The organism is Nocardia uniformis NBRC 13702, assembly GCF_001613345.1.
Lineage (GTDB): Bacteria > Actinomycetota > Actinomycetes > Mycobacteriales > Mycobacteriaceae > Nocardia > Nocardia uniformis.
The window spans coordinates 75,149-89,865 of the sequence record NZ_BDCE01000059.1 but is presented as its reverse complement, the minus strand read 5'-3'; the positions used below and the strand labels follow the sequence as shown (position 1 = coordinate 89,865).

General features: G+C 66.1%; 12 protein-coding genes. 7 read left to right on the top strand and 5 right to left on the bottom strand.

Features of this window, described 5'->3' with window-relative positions:
• Window positions 1-40: 40 nt before the first annotated feature.
• The gene (locus tag NU1_RS21690; RefSeq protein WP_067523646.1) at window positions 41-2,425 is read right to left on the bottom strand and encodes a PEP-utilizing enzyme; all 2,385 of its coding nucleotides are present in this window, start codon (window positions 2,423-2,425) and stop codon (window positions 41-43) included.
• A gap of 167 nt (window positions 2,426-2,592) precedes the next feature.
• Between NU1_RS21690 and NU1_RS21685 the strand changes: the two genes are divergently transcribed.
• From NU1_RS21685 to NU1_RS21670, 4 genes are all read left to right on the top strand, one after another.
• Window positions 2,593-4,101, top strand: a complete 1,509-nt coding sequence (locus tag NU1_RS21685; protein WP_067523645.1) for an FAD-dependent oxidoreductase — start codon at window positions 2,593-2,595, stop codon at window positions 4,099-4,101.
• Window positions 4,102-4,213: 112 nt separating this feature from the next.
• On the top strand, window positions 4,214-5,374 hold the full coding sequence (hsaA, locus tag NU1_RS21680) for a 3-hydroxy-9,10-secoandrosta-1,3,5(10)-triene-9,17-dione monooxygenase oxygenase subunit (RefSeq protein WP_067523644.1): 1,161 nt from the start codon (window positions 4,214-4,216) through the stop codon (window positions 5,372-5,374).
• Complete coding sequence (locus NU1_RS21675) at window positions 5,375-6,229, top strand: alpha/beta fold hydrolase (RefSeq protein ID WP_067523643.1); 855 nt, start codon at window positions 5,375-5,377, stop codon at window positions 6,227-6,229.
• A 30-nt stretch (window positions 6,230-6,259) separates the two neighbouring features.
• Complete coding sequence (locus NU1_RS21670) at window positions 6,260-6,781, top strand: DinB family protein (protein WP_067523642.1); 522 nt, start codon at window positions 6,260-6,262, stop codon at window positions 6,779-6,781.
• A 6-nt stretch (window positions 6,782-6,787) separates the two neighbouring features.
• Here the strand turns inward: NU1_RS21670 and NU1_RS21665 are convergent, their stop codons facing one another.
• Window positions 6,788-9,088 carry a LuxR C-terminal-related transcriptional regulator gene (locus NU1_RS21665; RefSeq protein WP_067523641.1) on the bottom strand — a complete coding sequence of 767 codons (2,301 nt, stop codon included), beginning with the start codon at window positions 9,086-9,088 and terminating at the stop codon, window positions 6,788-6,790.
• A gap of 195 nt (window positions 9,089-9,283) precedes the next feature.
• Between NU1_RS21665 and NU1_RS21660 the strand changes: the two genes are divergently transcribed.
• On the top strand, window positions 9,284-9,562 hold the full coding sequence (locus NU1_RS21660) for a TetR/AcrR family transcriptional regulator (protein WP_067523640.1): 279 nt from the start codon (window positions 9,284-9,286) through the stop codon (window positions 9,560-9,562).
• A 46-nt stretch (window positions 9,563-9,608) separates the two neighbouring features.
• On the top strand, window positions 9,609-9,974 hold the full coding sequence (locus NU1_RS21655; protein ID WP_212762055.1) for an MmcQ/YjbR family DNA-binding protein: 366 nt from the start codon (window positions 9,609-9,611) through the stop codon (window positions 9,972-9,974).
• Here NU1_RS21655 and NU1_RS21650 read toward each other — a convergent pair.
• Complete coding sequence (locus NU1_RS21650) at window positions 9,952-10,794, bottom strand: alpha/beta fold hydrolase (protein WP_067523638.1); 843 nt, start codon at window positions 10,792-10,794, stop codon at window positions 9,952-9,954. The genes NU1_RS21655 and NU1_RS21650 overlap by 23 nt on opposite strands.
• A 53-nt stretch (window positions 10,795-10,847) precedes the next feature.
• Between NU1_RS21650 and NU1_RS21645 the strand changes: the two genes are divergently transcribed.
• Window positions 10,848-11,450, top strand: coding sequence for a TetR/AcrR family transcriptional regulator (locus NU1_RS21645; RefSeq protein WP_245720239.1), 603 nt, complete (start codon window positions 10,848-10,850; stop codon window positions 11,448-11,450).
• 120 nt (window positions 11,451-11,570) lie between these two features.
• Here NU1_RS21645 and NU1_RS21640 read toward each other — a convergent pair whose 3' ends face one another.
• Entirely contained in the window at window positions 11,571-12,800 is a 1,230-nt protein-coding gene (locus tag NU1_RS21640; protein ID WP_067523637.1) for a bifunctional 3,4-dihydroxy-2-butanone-4-phosphate synthase/GTP cyclohydrolase II, read from the bottom strand.
• A gap of 155 nt (window positions 12,801-12,955) precedes the next feature.
• Window positions 12,956-14,674, bottom strand: coding sequence for an MFS transporter (locus tag NU1_RS21635; RefSeq protein WP_067523636.1), 1,719 nt, complete (start codon window positions 14,672-14,674; stop codon window positions 12,956-12,958).
• Between the last annotated feature and the right edge of the window lie 43 nt (window positions 14,675-14,717).

Below are 14,717 nucleotides of genomic sequence, written 5' to 3'. Positions count from 1 at the left end.
GAGGTGGGGCCGCTGATCTCGAGATGCGGCCTCGGAGGGGCTACTCCGCGTCGGTCAGCAGCGTCACCGTTCCTGCCGCACCGTCGACACGTACCCGCTGGCCGTCGGACAGCCCCGTACTGGCGGTCTTGGTATCCACCACGCAGGGCACGCCGAATTCGCGGGCCACAATGGCGGCATGCGATGCGGCACCACCGATATCGGTGACCACCGCGCCCGCGTAGGAGAACATGGCGGTGTGGCCGGTATCGGTGACCGCGGCGACCAGGATATCGCCGGGCTCGATATCGTCGTCGAGTGTCAGTACCCGCTTGACGGTCCCCTCCACGACGCCGGGGCTGACGCCGAGGCCGGTGAGGGTATCGCCGACCGCGATGGCGCCGGAGATCTCCTCCGGCTCCCAGCGGCCATTGACCAGATCGGGCATGCGGATGCCCTTCAGTCGAATGCGCTCGGCGCGGCGTCGGGCCACACGTTCCTTCAGATTCGCCGGGGCCCACAGGATTTCGTCGAGGGTCAGGAACGCCGAATCCTCGATCTCGGTGAGCTTGCCGACCTTGACCAGCCGCGCGGCGCGCTCCTGGGTGGCCAGACGCAGGCAGTTGGTGACGCGCACGACCGCGTCGCGGGCGCGCTCCCGGTTGACGGTCGCTCCGACGGCCATCTTGGCGGTGCGCGACGTCGGCTCGGCCACCGATTCACGGTGCGGGGCAGGCATTTCGGCCGCCCGCCCGGCGGCGGTGACCAGCAGTTCGGGGCGGTCACCGAAGGTCGGGTTGATGAGCTCGCATTCGCCGGGACCGCGATGGCCCATCGTGGCGAGTTCGGCATCGAGAGCCTTGGCGAATTCCGGCGACTTCTCGCGTGCGGCAGCGACATCGCCGCTGCGGGCTACCTCGTGCAGTCCGGCGTCCTTGCGGCACAGTGCCGCCAGTCGCTCCACGGCCAGCATGGGCCGGGCCGATTCCAGGCGCTCCAGGTTGATCTTCACCTCGCCCTTGTGGATGGCGGTGGCCGCACCGGTCATCATGACGCCGATGGACGCCGCCTGCCAGCCCTGGTTCAGGCGGTCGCGCCACAGTAGGGCGCGGGCGTGCAGCTGCTCGTCGGTGAGTTCGGAAATCTGTTCGCGGGTGAGAGCTTCCGCGTGTGAGGCGGCATTGATGTGCTCGGCGGTCCTGCCGTAGGCGAGGGCGGTCGCGGCCACCCGTCCGGTCGCCCTGAGCGTGCCGAGGCGGCCGCCCGCCATGGGCGGACGGCCCAGCGGGTGCAGCTCCAGATCGCCGATCGCGCCGTACACGTCCTTGCGGATGGATTCCTCATCCCAGCCGGGCATGTTCTCGGCGGTGAACACACCGATCGACGGGTTGATGTACATATGGTGGCCGAGCACGCTGGTGACGCGGGAAACCCAGTGCTCCAACGCGATTCCCTCGAGCGCGATCATGGCGCCCATGGCCTCGTTGCCGAGCCGAATCGCACCGGCCTGCAGGTCGATGGTGAGTGGGGTGAGCGGCCCGGGTAGCGCCTCGGAGGTATTGGTGGCGGTGTGCACCGGGATGCGCTCGTCGATCTTGTCGTCGAACTCGCCCTCGAACCCCTCTGGCGCGCCGGAGACCAGCCGATGGCCATCGGAGGTCGGAGCCGATTGCGGCACCACATGACTCGGCAGCGGGATAGCACCGCGGCGGGTGCGGAAACCGGAGCCGTCGGCCTTGCGGCCATGGAGGCCACGCGCGGTATCCGTGACCGTTTCGCGGGCGGTCCAGCCGTAGCGGAAATGCCATTCGTCGCGCGCGGCGCTGGTGTCCACCAGGGTGCGGCCCGCCGTCGAACGCGACAGCCACGCGGAGTATTTGACCCCCGCGTCCTTCAGGATCGTGCGTACGTCATCACCGGAAACCGTACCGGGAGCGGCCAATCCGACAACACCGGTGCGCTGCGAGACGGCGGCGAGCACCAGGAAGCGCTCCAGATCGTCGTAGTGCAGGACCTGCAGTCCCTCGGCTCGGCGGGTACCCGCCAGGCTCTCCAGGGCGCGCCAGCTGCCGCGGTCGACTCGGCGACCGGCCACCACCGGGATGCGCACGATCAGCGCGTCCGCGCCGCTACCGGTGACAATGCGCTCCACCGTCGAATCCGAGCCCGCCACAACGGGAATCACCAGTCGAGCGCCCGCACTCTCGGCGGCGCGGGCAATGGCGGCTACCGAATGTCCGGCCAGATGCAGCACGGTGTCGGCCTTGTCGACCGCCCGAGCGCACACCTTCGGATCGGACAGGTCGCCGACGATCGCCTCGGCCCGCGGGTCCACGTAGCGATGCCGTTGCCGGTCCAGGCCGACAACCTCATGGCCCGCGGCCAACAGCATCCGCGCCACGGCGCGACCACTGGGCTCGGTGACTCCGGTGACCAGAATCCGCATTGCTCTCCTCCTCGTGAGGCGTCGGAAACCGAGACGTGACGCCGTTCACACACCATCGCCCCAGGTGCTGGTAGGCGACGGGTTCCAGTCCCGGTCATCGGGATCTGAGAGTCATTGAGCAAGATGCGCCGCTATGTCGTTCGCCTTTCGAAGGGAATGTCGAGGGTATGACGGTGCGGAATTCGGTGACCCCACGCGCGGCGACCGACGTGAGCAACTACGACATCGAGACCGATGTGCTGGTGGTCGGCTACGGCGCGGCGGGCGCCTCGGCGGCCTTCGAGGCCGCGCGAACCGGGGCACGGGTGCGGGTGCTGGACCGGGCCGGTGGTGCGGGTGGCGCGTCGGCCATGTCGGGCGGCGAGATCTACCTCGGCGGCGGCACCCCCATACAGCTGGCGTGCGGATTCGACGACACCCCGGAGGATATGGCGGCCTTCCTGACCGCGGCCTTGGGACCGAGCGCCGATCCGGCCAAGATCGCCGAGTACAGCTCGGGCAGCGTCGAGCACTTCCAATGGTTGGTCGATCGCGGAGTGCCGTTCAAACCCTCGATGTGGGATGCGCCGACCTGGGTACCGCCGACCGATGACGGTCTCATGTGGCTCGGCGAGAACAGTTGGCCCTTCACGGAATTGGCGAAGCCCGCACCACGGGGACATCGACCGACCGCCAAGGATTTCGGCGGGAATCTACTGATGGAGTGCTTGGCGGGCGCCGCCGAAAAAGTCGGGGCGGAAACACTATTCGACACGTATGTCACCAGGCTGGTGGTCGCCGACGATCGGACCGTGGTGGGCGCGGTCGCGCGTCGGTACGGCAGGGAGATCACCATTCGCGCGCTGCGCGGTGTGGTGCTGACGACCGGTGGCTTCGTCGACAACGACGCCATGCTCGCCGATCACGCGCCACAGTTGTTGGGGCACACCAAGGTCAGCGCAGGAACCGATGACGGTAGCGGTATCCGAATGGCGCAGGCGCTCGGTGCCTCGGTGCGGCATATGGGTGCCGGGCAGGTCGGCATGTCACTGATTCCCGGACTCGCGGCACGCGGCATGGTGGTGAACGCGCGGGGGCAGCGGTTCATGAACGAGGACACCTATCCGGGGCGCATCGGGCAGGCGGCACTGTATCGGCAGAATATGGGCGGGGCCTGGGCGGGCGGCGATACCGCCGTGTGGGTGATCGTCGACGAGACGGGCTTCGAAGACGTACCCGCACCGCAGCGCTGGGGCGTACAACCCACCCACGTCGCCGAAACCCCCGAGGAACTCGAGCGGCTGGCCGGGCTCCCCGCCGGATCTCTCGTCGACACGATCGCGCGCTACAACGAATTCGCCGTCCACGGCACCGATCTCGACCTGCACAAAGCTCAGCGCTGGCTGCGTCCGCTGACCCCGCCCCTGGCCGCCATCGACGTCAAGGCCGGAATCCGCCCACCCTCGGAATCAGGTGACCGCCGCGGCACCGGTGCTTCGGTCTTCACCCTCGGCGGCCTGCACACCGATCTCGACGGCCACGTTCTCGACCACGACGGCTACCCGATCGGCGGCCTCTTCGCCGCCGGCCGCGCCGCCAACGGCCTGCACGGCTTCGGCTACATCAGCGGCACCTCATTGGGCGACGGCACCTTCTTCGGTCGCCGCGCGGGGACGGCCGCCGCACGAAATCTGTGAAGTGGCCGGTCGGTGGTGGGCGACGTCCGATCACCGGGACTTTTCCGGCCGGGTGGCATCGGCGGCCATAGCGTCGATGGTCAGAGGAATTGGACCAGGAGGGAACAGCTCAATGACGAACAAGGTGCTCGATCGGGTCCGGGATCTGCTGCCCGCGATTCGGGAACGGGCCGTGGCGGCCGAGGAGCAGCGGCGGGTCCCCGACGCCACGATTGCGGAACTGACCGAGGCCGGGGTGTTCCGCATGCTCCAGCCGTCGCGGTTCGGGGGCGCCGAGGAGTCGCCGGTGGCGTTCTACGAGGTCATCCGCAGTATCGCCACCGCCTGTCCGTCGAGCGCCTGGGTGGCGTCGGTGCTGGGCGCACATCCGTGGCAGTTGGCCCTGTTCACCGATCAGGCGCAGCAGGATGTGTGGGCCGAGAACCCGGACACCCTGGTTTCGTCCTCGTACGCGCCGACCGGCAAACTGAAGCCGGTCGAGGGCGGTTACGAGATGTCGGGCCGCTGGAGCTTCTCCTCCGGTTGCGATCACGCGCAGTGGGTGTTTCTGGGTGCGCTGGTGCCGTCGGAGCAGGGGATGGACTATTTCACGGTCCTGGTCCCGCGCACCGACTACCGCATCGAGGACGTGTGGAATGTTTCCGGCCTGTCCGGTACCGGCTCCAATGACATTGTCATCGAGAAGGCTTTCGTCCCCACCCACCGCACCTACAGCGCCACTGATCAGGCCAACCTGATCGGACCCGGTCAAGAGCGCAATACTGCTCCGCTGTACCGGATCTCGTTCGGCAGCGTCTTCTCCAACACCATTACCGCGCCCATTATCGGTGCCGCGCAGGGTGCGTACGAGGCGCATATCGCACGACAGCAGGAGCGCGTACGCCTGTCCTACGGCGGCCAGAAGGTGTCCGAGGACCCCTTCGCACACGTCCGAATCGCCCGCGCCGCTTCGGAAATCGATGCCGCCATTCTGCAGACCGACCGCAATATGACCGAGCAGCTGCGCTATGCCGAGGCGGGCGAGCCGATTCCCTTCGAATCCCGTCTGCGTGCCCGCCGTGATCAGGTCCGTGGCACCGAACGAGCGTTGGAGGCCATCGATTTGCTGTTCAAGAACTCCGGCGGCCACTCCATCCGGCGGCCGAATCCCATCGAACGGCACTGGCGCGACGCGCACGCGGGCAGCGTCCACGCCATCAATGATGTGGAGCGCGCCCTGGCCATGTTCGGCAAGGGCGCAATGGGTCTCGAAGTGACGGATCGGATGCTGTAGATGACTCTCACCGCCGAGAACACCAGCCGTTGGATCACCGTCGGCGGCATAAAGCTGCGGTATCACGAGGCGGGCTCCGGCGCGCCCCTCGTGCTGCTGCACGGCTCCGGCCCGGGTGTATCGGGCTGGGCCAATTTCGGCAATAATCTCGAGGTGCTGTCGCGGCATTTCCGCTGCCTGGTGCTGGACCAGCCCGGCTTCGGGGGGAGCGAGCGCCCGGAGGTCTACGAGCGCAATTATCTGCGGATCGCCTCGGACGCGGTAATCGCACTACTCGATGAGCTGGGCATCGAAAAGGCAAGTCTGCTGGGCAATTCCATGGGCGGCGGCGTCGCCACCCTGACCGCACTGGAGCATGCCGACCGGGTGGACAAGCTGGTCTTGATGGCCCCCGGGGGTGTCGGGGTGAACATTCTGGGTCCGGAGCCGTCGGAGGGCATCAACCGACTGATGGCCTTCAACGCCGACCCCACCGCCGAACGTGCCGTCGACTGGTTGCGGACCATGGTCTTCGACCCGGCCGTGCTGACCGAGGAACTCATCGCGACCCGAACCGCCGCCGCGACCGATCCCAAGCAGACCAAGGCCCTCGGCGACGCCTACGCCACCTTCTACAACCCGAAGATGGCTGAGACGCTACCGCTTTGGGCCCGGCTCAAGGGTCTGCGGCATCAGGTTCTGATGATGTGGGGTCGCGACGACCGCGTCACCCCGGTGGAGGGCGCACTGTTCCCGGCCCGCCAGCTCCCGAACGTCGACCTGCGCATCTTCTCCCGCTGTGGCCACTGGGTGCAGGTGGAGCGCAAGGACGCCTTCGAACGCTCCGTGGTCGACTTCCTCGAAAACGGGCTGTAACGACGAGGCGATCGGGATTAGATTGCGACCATGACGTGGATCGCACCCGAAACCGATCGCACCCCGTTCCTCGTGGTGGGTGATGAGCGGGCAATGCTCCGATCATTCCTCGATCGCAGTCGTGCCACTCTGCTGTGGAAGTGTCAGGGGCTCAACGAGACTCAGCTCGCTGCCCGGAGCGTTGAACCGTCGATCATGTCGCTGCTCGGATTGGTGCGGCATATGACCGAGGTGGAGCGGGGGTGGATGCGCGTAGTAGCGGCGGGGGAGCAGGTCGAGTACGCCTATTGCAGCGAGACCAATCCGGACGGCGACTTCGACGACGCCGTGGCGGCCGGTGCCGAAGCCGACCTCGCTCGGTACCGCGGAGAAATCGCACTGTGCGACAAGGCTACTGGTGAGCTGCCGCTCGAACATGTCGGGGTGCATCCGCATACGGGCGCGGAGCGGTCGGTGCGGTGGATCTATCTGCATCTGATCGAGGAGTACTCGCGCCACAATGGGCATGCCGATCTGCTTCGGGAGCGCATTGATGGGGCAACGGGATACTGAGCCCGTCTACAGCCCGTTCTCGTGCACCCAGGCCGCCACCTGGGTCCGCGACGTGAATCCCAGCTTCGTCAGAATGTGCTCGATATGAGTCTCGGCGGTCCGCACGGAAATCACCAGGTCGGTGGCGATGCGCTTATTGCTGTGCCCGGCCGCGACCAGCCGGGCGATTTCCTTCTCCCGCCGGGTCAGCACATTGGTTTCGGTGGTGGCCGCAGGCGATTTCCGAACCGGCCGACTCGCTACCTCGGGCTCGGGTTCGACGGGTGCGGGTGTGCGGCGCAGGGCATAGTCGATGGCCTCCTCGAGAGGTAGGTTGGCTCCCGCTCCAAATGCTTCACGGAAAGCCTTCTCGCCCAGCACCTCTCGTACTCGGCGACGTTCCTCGTCGGCGATGACGCCGGTAATGTGATGGGCCAGCAGCACTGTGCTGCGCTGCAAGGTTTCCCCCGCGCCCATGAGGCGGGCAGCACGGTCGAGATCGCCACGGGCGGCCTCGGTCCACGCAAGTCCGTCGAACGCCGAAGCGAGCCACACACAGCGTTCGAAAAGGGCCAGCTGTTCTATTGCGCGGCCGTGGAATTCGGCGGCGGTGTCCTGGTCGCCTCGACGCCAATGGACAATGCCCACGGTCCAGAGGGCCAGGCCGCCCAGTAGGTGCGAACCCGTGGCTTCGGTGAGTTCGAGGAAACGTTTGGCGATCTCGGGACCGCCGGGAGCCGATGTCACCTCCGCGCACATGAACGCGAATGCGTGGCTGTCCATTTCAATGGCGGGCTGGCCACCGTCGGCGGCGAGTTCGATGGCCCTGCGCGCCAGCTGCAGTGCCTGCGCGCCATCGCCCTCGGTGAAGGCCAGCAGGGATCGATCGAGATTGATCTCCGGCATGATGTCGGTGGTGCCGAGTGACGTCGCCAGTTCCAGGCATTCGGCCACCAGGCGGGCGGCCGATGCCCGATCCGAGAGCAGCGCGGCCAGTGAAGCCGCCGACGACAGTGCCCGGGCCCGCGCTCGGGTGGGTTCCGGATTGCGGTCCAGGGCTTCGGTGAGCCAGCGGTAGCCCTCCAACAGGAACCGATGGTGCTCCCAGAACGGCCGCAGCACGCTCACGGTCTCCATGGTTTCGAGCGGATCATCGCGGAGCCCCGAGCGCAGTGCCGCACGGAGATTGGCGTGTTCGCGGGCGAGATCTCTGAACCAGGCCACATCCTCGCCCGTCCAGTACGCGGTCTGCCCGCGCAATGCCAGTTGCCGGTAGTGCTCGCGGTGTCGAGCCCGCACCGCCGCCTCATCGCCGCGCTGGGTAAGCCGGTCGGCCGCGAACTGCCGGATCGGCTCCAACATCGAGTACCGGCCCACCGCACCGTCATAGCGCGGGGTCAGCACCGACTTGTCCACCAACCCGGTGAGCGCCTCCATGATCGATGCGCCACCCAGATCGCACACCGCCTCCGCGGCGTCGATGTCGAATCCACCCGCGAATACCGAAAGCTGTTCCCACAGCCGCTGTTCGGCAGGAGTGCACAGGTCGTAGCTCCAGCGGATCGCGCCTTCGATGGTCTGCTGGCGCTGCGGTGCGGTGCGCGGTCCGGCGCTCAGCAACTCCATGGTGTCGTCCAACCGCGCCAGTATCTGTTCGGGAGTGAACATCCGCAGGCGCAGCGCGGCCAGCTCCAGGGCCAGTGGCATACCCTCCAATCGCCCACAGATCTCGGCGAGCGTGGCCCGGTTGGCGGTGGACGCGGCGAAGCCGGGATTGGCCGCGGCGGCACGTTCGACGAACAGTCGCATGGCGTCGCTGTCTTCTCCGACACCGGCTCCCCGCACCGGCAGCGGCGGCACCGGCATCACCTGTTCGCCCGGAATACCCAGCACCTCCCGGCTGGTGGCCAGCACGCGCACATCCGGTGTGGTCGCGATAATTCGCCCGACCAGGGCCGCACAGGCATCGATGAGATGCTCACAATTGTCGAGAATGATCAGCAGCCGCTTATTGGCGAGAAATTCGGTGAGCCGGGGCAGCGGGGCCGAGGTCTCGTCACGCAGTTCCAAAGTCTCGGCGACGCTCAGGGTCACCATATTCGGATCCAGCACATCGGCCAGCTCCACCAGCCACACGCCATCCGGAAATGCGCGAGCCACCAATTGCCCGACCTGTCGTGAGAGCCGGGTCTTACCCATCCCGCCCGGGCCGAGCAGAGTCAGCACTCGCGTCGACGGCAGTAGCCGTTTCGCGGTAGCCAGCTCATCGCGGCGCCCGACGAAACTGGTGACCTCCGAAGGAAGGTTTCCGGTGACACGCCGCGCCATGGCCCCAACCTAAGGGATCGCTCGCCATTGCGACCAGTGACCGGCCATAAATCCAGTTCGCGACCGTGTGGTAAGCGCGATGTGCCGACGCTTACACCGGATCGACCGCCGAACAGGGCAACCAGTTGAGGGCTGTCCGATATACCCGGATCGGTGATGTGTACCGCGCATTAGTTCTCCGCGTAGCCTCGGGGTGTGACTGGACGGGCGCGACCGGGGTTCTCCGAGCGACAGCGGCGGGCCGAACGCCGTATCGCGATACTGGCCGCGGCTCGCGAGATTATCGAAACGCAGGGTGCGGATGCGCTCAGTGTGGCGGAGATTTGCCGTCGGGCCGGGGTGACCGAGCCCTTCTTCTATAAAGATTTCGCCGACCTGGACGCGGTTGTGAATACGGTCGCCGACGAGGCCGCGACGGAAATTCGTCGAAAGAATCGCCCGGGTTCGACCTCGAATCGACGCCGTGCCGAGTGAATCGCGCGGGGCCCGCCTCGACGATGTGCATGAGCGCGCCCAGGGTATGCCGCACGTCGCCCTGCTGCACGGGCCGAACGGCAATCCGATCTACCAGGTCGGCGGGAAGTCCTTTATCTACTTTCGCACTCCGAGTCGCGATGCCGTCGACCCCGAGACCGGTGAACGCTACGACGACGTAATCATCTTCTGGGTACCCTCGGAGTCCGACAAGCTCGCTCTCACTCAGGACCCCGACTCCCCGTTCTTCACCACCTCGCACTTCGACGGGCACCTCTCGGTGTTGTTGCGCGGCAGCCATATCGGCGAGCTCACCCCGCAGGAGCTCACCGAGGTGATACAGGACGCCTGGCTATCGCGAGCCTCCGCCACCCGCGCCCGTAAGTGGCTCAGTGAGCGGCGGCTCCCGTGAGGAATGACGATATGGCAGACCCGACGGCGTCGGGGCGATCGAGCATGGACAGCACGTAGGCGTTGTCGATCTCGACCAGTCGACCCTTCGGGATGAGTTCGGCCAAACGGCGGCCGTGCTCGCGTGGCATGACTTTGTCGGCCGAGGACCAGAGGATCAAAGCCTCGCCCGAGAAGTTCCGCAGCGCTTCGGTATTGGCAATGAGCTCTGCCGTCGTGAAACCGGATCGAGTGTAGGAGAGCAGGTCTCGGCGGATCCGCTTATCGCGCAGTCCGGGTTCGGTCCAGCCGTCCACCATCTCGTCCGAGAGTGGTCGGCGCGCCATCCATCCGAACATGAGCGGCGAGCTGCGGAGCCAGGAGACGCGTAGCTGCTTCAGTGCCAACCACACTCCGCCGGGCAGATACGCCGCGAGTTTCGCGGTCTTGCCCGGCAGCCCCGGCGGAAAGTTGTCGAAGGCCTCACTGGGCGTGATGATCAGCGCGCCGACCCGATCATCGAGGCCGTAGGCGGTGAGGAAGAGGCCCCCGCCCCAATCGTTGTGCACCAGCGTCACATCGCGCAGATCCAATGCGGTCAGGAAATCCGCGATGAGCTGATTCAGCCCCCGCAGGCTCAGGTCCGCATCCGGGCGCATCGGCTCCGGATGTGCCCCCAGCGGCAGATCCGGCAGGACGTACCGGAACCCCTCGGGCAGCCGGTCGAGTACCGGGTCCCACACTGTGTGATTCATCAAAAGGCCGTGCAGCAGCACCACCGGCGGCCCCTCGCCGTGTTCGACATAGTGGATTCGACCTGCGGGAATATCGACGGTAGCCATACCACTCCTCCGGTAGAGCATTTGCTCTAGTGTATTTGCTCTAGTCTGTGGGGGTGACCGAGAAGATGTCAACAGGTACCCGCGATCGCCTCGTCACGGCGGTCGCGGAGCTCATGCGGGTGCAGGGCTACAGCGCGATCACCGTCAAACAGATCACCGCTGCCTCGGGCGCGCCGATGGGCTCGCTGTACCACCACTTCCCAGGAGGTAAGGCGCAGATCGCGGCCGAGGCGCTGCGCACCTCCGGCGCGGCCTATATCCAGCTGCTGCCACTGTTGATGGACCCGTACGACGATCTGCGCGAGGCCGTGCCCGCCGCCTTCGCCGCCGCGGCCGAAACCATCGAGCAGGGCGGATGGCTGAATATGTGTCCGGTCGGCACGGTCGCGGGGGAGATCTCCGATAGCGAGCCGGAGCTGCGGGAGGTCGCCGCCGAGGTCATCGGATCCTGGATCGAGGAGGGCACAGGCTATTTCGTACGGCGGGGGTTGGTGGAATCCGACGCCCGCGAACTCATCCTGGCATTCCTGTCCGCGCTGGAGGGCGCGTTCATCCTCAGTCGCACCTTGCGCTCGGCGGAACCACTGCATGCCGCCGGACGCGGCATGGCCGCGCGTATCGACACCGTATTGGCCAGCGCCACGCCTCACTACTGAGGTTGAAGGGGCGGTGTCGGCACACCGCCCGTCATCCCGGCATGTTTGGCCGGGTTCCACTACTGCTGAGGTGTGGATTCCGGCCGAAAGCACGCCGGAATGACGAGGAAGGCGGTCCGTTCAGGAATAGCCGACGGCGGTATCGACCTCGGTCAGTTGGTGTCGCATCCGGTCCCGCTTGGTGCGCAGATAGTGGACATTGTGTTCGGTCGGCTGAGTTTGCAGCGGGATCCGGTCCGCGACCGCGATACCGTGCGCTTCCAGTCCGGATTGCTTGGCCGGGTTATTGCTGAGCAGCCGCACCGACCGCACACCGAGATCCGCCAGTATGCGCGCGGCGGCGCCGTAGTCACGAGCATCGATGGGCAGTCCGAGTCGCACATTGGCATCCACGGTATCGGCCCCATCATCCTGTAATTCATAGGCGCGCAACTTGTTCAGCAGACCGATGCCCCGGCCCTCCTGACCGCGCAGGTAGACCACCACACCGCGGCCCGCCGCGGCGACAGCCGCCAGCGCGGCATCGAGTTGCTCTCCGCAATCGCAGCGCAGCGAACCGAAGGCGTCGCCGGTCAGGCATTCGGAATGGACGCGGGTGAGCACGTCGGCGCCGGATGGATCGCCATAGACCAGGGCGAGGTGTTCAGCGCCGGAATGCTCATCGGCGTATCCGATCACCTGGAAATCCCCCGCGGGGGTGGGGAGCCGCGTCTCGACCACCCGAGAAATTCCGTGCTCCAGGCTTTTTCGGTGCTCGATGAGATCGGCGATGGAGATAATCGGCAGGTCGTACTCACGCGCCATCACCAGTAGTTCGGGCAGGCGCGCCATGGAGCCGTCATCGACTACCACCTCGGCAATGACTCCGGCGGGTCGCAGCCCGGCCAGTCGCATGAGGTCCACCGCGGCCTCGGTATGCCCCGGACGGCCAAGTACCCCACGGGGATCGGCGCGCAGCGGGAATACATGACCCGGCCGCGAGAGCTCCTCGGGTCCGGTGCGCGGATCAGCCAGCAGTCGCATGGTCCGAGCGCGGTCGGCGGCCGAAATGCCGGTGCTCACACCGGAAATCGCATCCACCGAGACGGTGTACGCGGTTCCCTTGGGGTCCTCGTTGACCGTTGTCATGGGCGGCAGTCGCAACCGGTCCAGATCCGCACCCGCCATCGGCACGCACACCACGCCGCTGGTGTGGCGCACCATGAAGGCGATGTTCTCCGGTGTCGCCCTCTCGGCGGCGAGAATCAGATCACCCTCGTTCTCGCGATCCTCGTCATCCACTACGAGCACCATGCCGCCGCGCGCGATCGCGGCCACCGCGACAGCGATCGCATCGAGTTCACCGGTCATCGTCGACCACCTCTCTGACGTGTATTTCAAATAGAAATATGTTTGCCGGAGAACAGCGAGGTCAGGTCCCGCTCAGCGGAAAGGAAATGACCAACGGCCCGGAGATGACAGGCCTCCGGGCCGCTGGCTGTTCAGTTGTGTATTCAGTTGTGGGTTCAGTGGGCCGTGCCGCCGGTGGCCGGGGTGCGGCCGTGCTTCATCCAGATCGCGCCGAGCAGGGCGATGAGTGAGGTACCGGCAATGAACCAGAAGGTGATCACGTAACCGCTATCGGCGAACACCAGCGGAATATCCTGGGTGACCGTCGGGGCGCCGGTTACCGTCACATCCGCTTTCACCGGATTGGCATGCAGGAAAGCGGTTGCCACCGCCAGGCCGATGGCCACGCCCATGGCCTGCATGACGCCCAGCATGCCCGCACTGACGCCCTGCTGTTTCGCGGGTACCGCCTCTACTATGAGGTTGGGGGTGGCCGCGTAGTAGATACCGAACGCGATCCCGAAGACCGCGCTGATCAGGGCCAAGGTCACCCAGCCGTGGCCGAGGACGGCATAGGCGACCGCCGAGCCGACAAAGATGACCAGGGCCAGGATCAGTGGTGCCCGCGCTCCGGATCGGCGGATCCACAATCCGGCGACGAGGCCGAAGATCATGGCGATGACGGCCTGGGCCAGGGCTATGTGGGTGGCGAATTTCAGCAGAGTGAAGCCCTCACCGTAGCTATAGCCCGGATTCATCTGTACCTGAACCATATTCGGCGGCAGCTGGGACAGCACCGCGTCCTCGGGCACCGTCACCGAACCCGGCGGCAGTTCGACGCCCGGTGGCAGCTGCGCCTTCGCCATGGCTTCGGCCTGCCCCTGCGCCTGAGCGAGTGCGCCCGCCTTGACCTGCTCGAAGGTGGCTGCCTCGATCTCGGTCACCACGGTGGCCTGCGGGGGCGACTGCGTCATATAGCCGACGGCGTAGGACTGGAAGCCGATCATGAACGAGGCCAGCAGGGCAATGAACAACACGACGCTCACCCGCGGCGTGAAGAGCAGCTTCATATCCATAATCGGTTGCTTGACCCGCATTTCCACGATCGGGAACAGTGCGAGCAGCGCCAAACCACCGATCAACCAGACCAGCGAACCGGGCTTGGTCCAACCCCACGCCTGACCGTTGTCCAGATAGATGAGGGTGAGCACCGCGCCCGAGCCCAGCAGCGCCGCGCCGATCACATCGAGCTTCTGTGGCACCCGCAGTTTCGACTCGGGCACCACGACCATCACCAGCGGAATCATCACCACGGTGAAGATGAACAGGAACCAGAAGATGGCCCGCCAGCTGTTGTGCTCCACGATCCAGCCGCCGATGAGCGGACCGGCGAGTGCGGAGATGCCCAGACCGGTTGCCGCTACGCCGATTCCGACCGGAACCAGATGGCGCGGCATGAGATCTCGAATGAGTCCGTAGGAGATGACCGCGGTCGCGATGGCCGTCGCCTGGAGGCCGCGGCCGATCAGGAACAGCATCCAATTGCTGGTGACCGCGCAGATGACGCAGCCGATCATGAACAGCACACCGCAGACCAGGAACATCCGCTTCTTGCCGTAGATATCGCTGAGCTTCCCGATCAGCGGTGAGGTCGCGGCACCGACGACACCGAAGATAATGATGGCCCAGTTCAGATTCGCGCCCTGCGTGGGAAAGGTGGGAGCGATCTGACGCAACGCCGCCGACACCATGACGTACTGCATGGGTGCGACCTCGGTGAACAGCACGATCACCGCGAGGACAGAAAAGATCCGGAACTTCGATGCGCCGTCGAGACGGCCGGTGTCCTCATCGCCGACGTCGGGTAACGCCGTGGTTTCGACGGAGGTGGACATAATGCGTCCTCCAGGTGGGTAGGTAACACGATGTCGTGAACCG

Coding starts and splice junctions, on each gene's coding strand:
- NU1_RS21690 (WP_067523646.1), bottom strand. CDS start 2,425: ATGCGGATTCTGGTCACCGGAGTCACCGAGCCCAGTGGTCGCGCCGTG.
- NU1_RS21685 (WP_067523645.1), top strand. CDS start 2,593: ATGACGGTGCGGAATTCGGTGACCCCACGCGCGGCGACCGACGTGAGC.
- hsaA (WP_067523644.1), top strand. CDS start 4,214: ATGACGAACAAGGTGCTCGATCGGGTCCGGGATCTGCTGCCCGCGATT.
- NU1_RS21675 (WP_067523643.1), top strand. CDS start 5,375: ATGACTCTCACCGCCGAGAACACCAGCCGTTGGATCACCGTCGGCGGC.
- NU1_RS21670 (WP_067523642.1), top strand. CDS start 6,260: ATGACGTGGATCGCACCCGAAACCGATCGCACCCCGTTCCTCGTGGTG.
- NU1_RS21665 (WP_067523641.1), bottom strand. CDS start 9,088: ATGGCGCGGCGTGTCACCGGAAACCTTCCTTCGGAGGTCACCAGTTTC.
- NU1_RS21655 (WP_212762055.1), top strand. CDS start 9,609: ATGCCGCACGTCGCCCTGCTGCACGGGCCGAACGGCAATCCGATCTAC.
- NU1_RS21650 (WP_067523638.1), bottom strand. CDS start 10,794: ATGGCTACCGTCGATATTCCCGCAGGTCGAATCCACTATGTCGAACAC.
- NU1_RS21640 (WP_067523637.1), bottom strand. CDS start 12,800: ATGACCGGTGAACTCGATGCGATCGCTGTCGCGGTGGCCGCGATCGCG.
- NU1_RS21635 (WP_067523636.1), bottom strand. CDS start 14,674: ATGTCCACCTCCGTCGAAACCACGGCGTTACCCGACGTCGGCGATGAG.